Raw genomic sequence first — 4,684 nt, forward strand, 5'->3', positions numbered from 1 at the left:
GCCGGCCCCCCCGGGGGGGGGTGCCGGCGCGCCGCGCCGCCGCCGTCTACCGCCCGGGCCCCCACCAGCACCCGACCTGCCGCGCCGCCCCGCGCACGCCGCCGCCCCGCGCCCGGCGAAGGCCGGGGTGCGGGGCATCCGCCGTCCCCGGAACCGGCGCGGCTCCCGCAAGCGGGCCCGGACGACCGGGTTCCCCCGCCACCGGTGGCGCCCCGCTCGGTCGGGGACGGCCCGACCCGGACACCGGCCCGCGCGGTGCCTCGGGCACCGACGGCCGCCGCGGGCCGGGAGCACCTCGCCGATCTCGGCCGTCCGTACCGGGCAGGCCCCGCGCCCGGCGGAGGCCCGCGCAGTCGCGCGGGCGACAGCACCGCCGGGAACCGCGCGAGCGACACGCACCGCCGGGAACCGCATGGGCGACATGCACCGCCGGGAACCGCACGAGCGACACGCACCGCCATGCCACCAGCACCCGACGTGCCGCGCCGCCCCGCGCACGCCGCCGCCCCGCGCCCGGCGGAGGCCGGGGTGCGGGGCGGCGGTGGGTGGTGCGGGGCCGGGGTGGCTAGACGGCCGACTCCGGGGCGATGCGGCTGCGGACCGCCGACTGGACGTCCTCCTCCTCGGCCGGGTCGGCCGCCAGGCGGCGCAGCCGCGGGGTGACGCGGGCGTCGGCCGTCTCGGCGTGCCGGGCGGCGATCTCCCGGGTGGTCTCCTCGCAGTCCCACAGGCACTCCACCGCGAAGCCGGCGGGGAACGAGGGGTCCGTACGGGCCAGGGCGCAGGCCGCCCGGCCCCGCAGGTGGGAGGACGAGGTCTCGCGGTAGATGTGGCGCAGCAGCGGCGCCGCGCAGCCGACGGAGAGCCGGCCCACGCCGTCGACCAGCGCGAACAGCGCGTGGGCGTCGGGACCCTCGGTGCGGACGGTGGTGCGCAGGGCTGCCAGCACCAGGGCGGAGTCCTCCGGTCCGCCGCGGCTGGCCAGCAGCGAGGCGGCGGCGGTGCCGAGGGCGTCCTGGCGGTGGACCCAGACCCGGGCGCGGGCGAGGGCGGCGGGCCCGCACATCCGCTCGTAGGCGGCCACGGCGGCCTCGTCCCCGGCGGCCTCGATCAGGTCCAGCACCGCCGGGTTCTCCGGCTCGGCCAGGACCAGGTGGTGCAGGGCGGTGGCCCGGGCGGCCTCGCCGGCCGCGCCCGCCGCCGCGGCGAAGATCTCGGCGCGGTCCTCGGGGGTGGCCACGGCGGCCAGACATCGGGCGGCCGGCACGTGCAGCGGGGTGCCGCGGCGCAGACCGTCCTCGGCCCACGCGAAGACGGCGGCCACGCCCCAGCCCGGGCGCGGCCCGGACGGCGTCAGCTGGCGCTGCCAGCGGTCGAAGGAGCCTTGCTGGCGGGCGGCGCGCAGGCGGTCGCCGAACGCCGGCAACTCCTCCCACAGCCGCCACGGCCGGGGCTCGTAGGCGTCGCGGACGGCGGCGGCCAGCCGCGCCTCGCCCTCGGCGGTGGCGGGGAAGCGGCCGAGCACCGGCCCGGCCAGGCCCCGCAGGCCCGCGTCGTCGTCGCGCAGCGCGAGCTCGTCCAGGGCCCAGGCCCAGTTGGCGCCCACGGCGGCGTAGCGGCGCAGCAGCATGAGCGCGTCGTCACGGCCGTAGGAGGCCAGGTGGCCGAGCACGGACAGGGCGAGGCCGGTGCGGCTCTCGTCCTCGTCCACCAGGTCGTCGGGGCCGAAGAGGTGGGCCTCGATCTCGGTGAGCGGGCCGTCGAGGTCCAGGTAGAGCCTGGCGTAGTACAGGGAGCGGTTCTCGACCTGCCAGTCCCGTCGCGGGTCGTTCAGCACGCACTCGTTGAGCGCGGCGAGGGCCTCCGGGCGCGGGGCGGCGAGCGCGTGGAGGGTGCCGTCGCCGCGGCCGCGCTGGAGCAGCCCGAGCAGGGTGCCGCTCGGCGCTATGACTGGTTCGAACATGGGAATGGCCTCAAATCAAGCTGGGGACGCAACCGGGAATCGGGATTCACAGAGCCGCGTAACAGCATGTGAGGACGTCCGCCGTCATGTTCCGCTCGATGTAGACCATTGCCTTCTCTCTTTCGTCGGTGCCCGGAGCTCCCCCCCGTACCCCGTCCCTCGGGGTTGTACCCCGTACCTCGGGGCTTTCTCCGGATCCGACGCCATGATGACCCAGCCGGTTTGTGCGCCGCGACCACATTTACGGTCGCCGTGATCCACTCGAGATCACGGCGGGACCGAAACGGACTACTCGGCTCCGAAGAGCTTCAGCAGGTCGGCCTTGCCGAACATGCGGGCGGTGTCGACGGCGGACGGGGTGCCCGCGTGCGGGTCGGCGCCGCCGGCCAGGAGCGCCCGGATGACGGCCTCCTCGCCCTTGAAGACGGCCCCCGCGAGCGGCGTCTGGCCCCGGTCGTTGGCCCGGTCGGCCTCGGCGCCGCGGGCCAGCAGCGCGGCGACGGCCTCGGCGTGGCCGTGGTAGGCGGCGAGCATCACGAGGGTGTCGCCGCGGTCGTTGGTGAGGTTGGCCGGGACACCGGCGTCCAGGTAGGCGGTGAGGGCCGCGGTCTCCCCCTGGCGGGCGAGGTCGAAGATCTTGGTGGCCAGCTCGATGACGTCCTCGTCGGGGACGCCGGCGCCGTTCCGGTGGCTCTCGGTCATCTCGGGTCGTACCTCTTCTCTCCCACTCCGTACGGGTGAATCGACAGGGTACTGCCCGTCACCGCACATGCCGGGAAGGTGCCGGGGGCAGTCCCGAGGCGTGGGACGACGGGGTGCGCGGGCGCGAGTCGCGCCACCGGGGAAGGGCCGGAGCGGTGAAATCGTCGCAGGTTCACCCGTATGCACCTTTTGTCGCATTGATACTTCCTGTGAGCCTGGAACAACTGATGGTGACTGTCCCCACCCACCAGGAGAACCCAGGAGAACCTCTCATGGTCCTGTCCATCTCAGGCGTCGTCCTGCTCGGCATCATCGCGTTCCTGTTCTTCAAGAAGGACGGGATGAAGCTGACCCACGCCTTCGTCTGCGCGCTCTTCGGCTTCTTCCTCGCGGGCTCGGCCATCGCCCCGAGCATCACGGCCAGCACGGCGAGCCTCGCCAGCCTGCTGGGCGGCATCAAGCTCTGACCCCACGCACCCTCCAGGAGACGCCCGTGGCCCGGCGCCCACTTCCCCGCATCCTCACCGGCGGCGGCACCTCGCTGGCCCGGGGCCGTGACCTCGCGCGCACGGCCGCGGACAGCGCCACGGACGTCCTCCATCCGCTCCTCGTGATCGGGCGCGGCCTGCGGGTGCTGGCCGTCGCCGGGCGGCGCCGCTGGGCCGCCACCCCCAAGGACCGGCGCGGTCCCGCGCTGTTCCTCGCGGCGGCCTGCGTCCTGGTCGTCGCGCTCGTCCCCTACGGGCCCCTGCTCGCCCTGCTCGGCCTGGGCGCGGCGGCCGCCTGGGCGGGGCGGGAGCGCGCGCCCGCCGCGGCCGGGCCCGGCGAGGCCGAGGCCGCGCGGCTGGCCTCCCTCTACGAGGCACTGGTGCCGTACTTCTCCATCCCGGAGGACCCGCAGCCGCTCTTCGCGCACGGCGGCGCCTGGGACAAGGCCTTCAGCGGCTACGTGTTCGACGACGCCGGCCGGCTCGTCCGGCTGCACATCCGCTACCCCGCCTACTTCACCGACGGCGAGCCCGCCGCCCGGGCCCGGATCGAGGCCCTGCTGCACGCCAAGTCCGGCCGCGGGCGCGAGTACCTCTTCGAGTGGGACGAGGAGGGCAACCAGCTCGACCTGCGCGTCCTCGACCCGCTGCCGACGGACATCGTCGCCCAGCCGTTCGTGACCGCCCCCGGCGAGAGCGTCCTCGGCTTCACCGACGCCGACGGCGTCCAGCGCACCCTGCCCGTGCTGCTCGACGGCGAGCACGGGCCGCAGAAGCGGGACGTGCCGCCGGTGCTGTGGCGCACCGGGCCGCGCTCCACCGAGCCGCACCTGCTGGCCGTCGGCCAGCCCGGCAGCGGCGCCTCGACCCTGCTGCGTTCCTTGGCCCTGCAGGCGCTCGGCCACGGCGGCGAGGTGCTGATCGTCGAAGGCGGCGGCAGCGGCGACTACGCGTGCTTCGCCGGCCGCGCCGGGGTGCTGGGCGTGGAGTGCGGGCTGGACGGGTCCGTGGCCATGCTCCAGTGGGCGGCCCGCGAGACGGAACGGCGGCTGGTCGCCACGCACCGGGCCCGGGAGACGGGCCGGCCCGCGCCCGACGACATCCGCCGGCCGCTGTGGATCCTGCTGGACCGCCCCAGCGTGCTCGGGCACCTCGCGGCCGCCGAGGGGCTCTCGGATCCGGTCGGCCTGCTCCAGGTGCCGCTGCGGCACGGGCGGGCCGTGCACGTCACCGTCGTGGTCGCCGAGCAGTTCGAGCACCTGGAGCTGCTGCACGACGTGGTGTGGGCGCACACCCGGGCCCGGGTCGTGCTCGGGCCCGCCGGGATCCAGCAGATCGCCGACGTCCTCGGGGTGCCGCCGCACACCACGCCCACCGCCGACGTCCCGCCCGGCCGCGGCTACGCCCGGCTCGGCTCCGGCCCGGTCCACCGGCTCCAGGTCCCGGCCACGCCGGACCCGTACGACGACGCCACCGGCCCGGTGCCGCGCGAGGCCGTGCTCGAACTGCTCCCGGCGCGCCGGCGCCAGGG

At 76.2% G+C, this 4,684-nt stretch carries 4 protein-coding genes; 2 read left to right on the top strand and 2 right to left on the bottom strand.

All coding sequences use genetic code 11. The features are described 5' to 3' along the window. Positions 1-565: 565 nt before the first annotated feature. Together LG632_RS29505 and LG632_RS29510 are read right to left on the bottom strand one after the other, a co-directional pair. Positions 566-1,963 (bottom strand): HEAT repeat domain-containing protein, encoded by a 1,398-nt coding sequence (locus LG632_RS29505; RefSeq protein ID WP_226730994.1) that lies wholly within the window; start codon positions 1,961-1,963, stop codon positions 566-568. Positions 1,964-2,251: 288 nt separating this feature from the next. Continuing rightward, a complete protein-coding gene (locus tag LG632_RS29510; RefSeq protein WP_226730995.1) occupies positions 2,252-2,665 on the bottom strand; it encodes an ankyrin repeat domain-containing protein in 414 nt (137 codons plus the stop codon). Between the two features lie 272 nt (positions 2,666-2,937). Here LG632_RS29510 and LG632_RS29515 point away from each other — a divergent pair, with 272 nt between their 5' ends. Both LG632_RS29515 and LG632_RS29520 read left to right on the top strand, forming a co-directional pair. Next, positions 2,938-3,132 carry a hypothetical protein gene (locus tag LG632_RS29515; protein ID WP_125646070.1) on the top strand — a complete coding sequence of 65 codons (195 nt, stop codon included), beginning with the start codon at positions 2,938-2,940 and terminating at the stop codon, positions 3,130-3,132. Between the two features lie 26 nt (positions 3,133-3,158). After that, positions 3,159-4,684, top strand: a 1,526-nt coding sequence (locus LG632_RS29520; protein ID WP_226730996.1) for a hypothetical protein, incomplete at its 3' end; no start/stop codon positions are given.

Origin of the sequence: Streptomyces antimicrobicus (assembly GCF_020532625.1) — a bacterium.
GTDB lineage: Bacteria > Actinomycetota > Actinomycetes > Streptomycetales > Streptomycetaceae > Streptomyces > Streptomyces antimicrobicus.

Excerpts from the sequence above, each read along its gene's own strand:
- LG632_RS29515 (WP_125646070.1), top strand. The coding sequence starts at position 2,938 with ATGGTCCTGTCCATCTCAGGCGTCGTCCTGCTCGGCATCATCGCGTTC.
- LG632_RS29505 (WP_226730994.1), bottom strand. The coding sequence starts at position 1,963 with ATGTTCGAACCAGTCATAGCGCCGAGCGGCACCCTGCTCGGGCTGCTC.
- LG632_RS29510 (WP_226730995.1), bottom strand. The coding sequence starts at position 2,665 with ATGACCGAGAGCCACCGGAACGGCGCCGGCGTCCCCGACGAGGACGTC.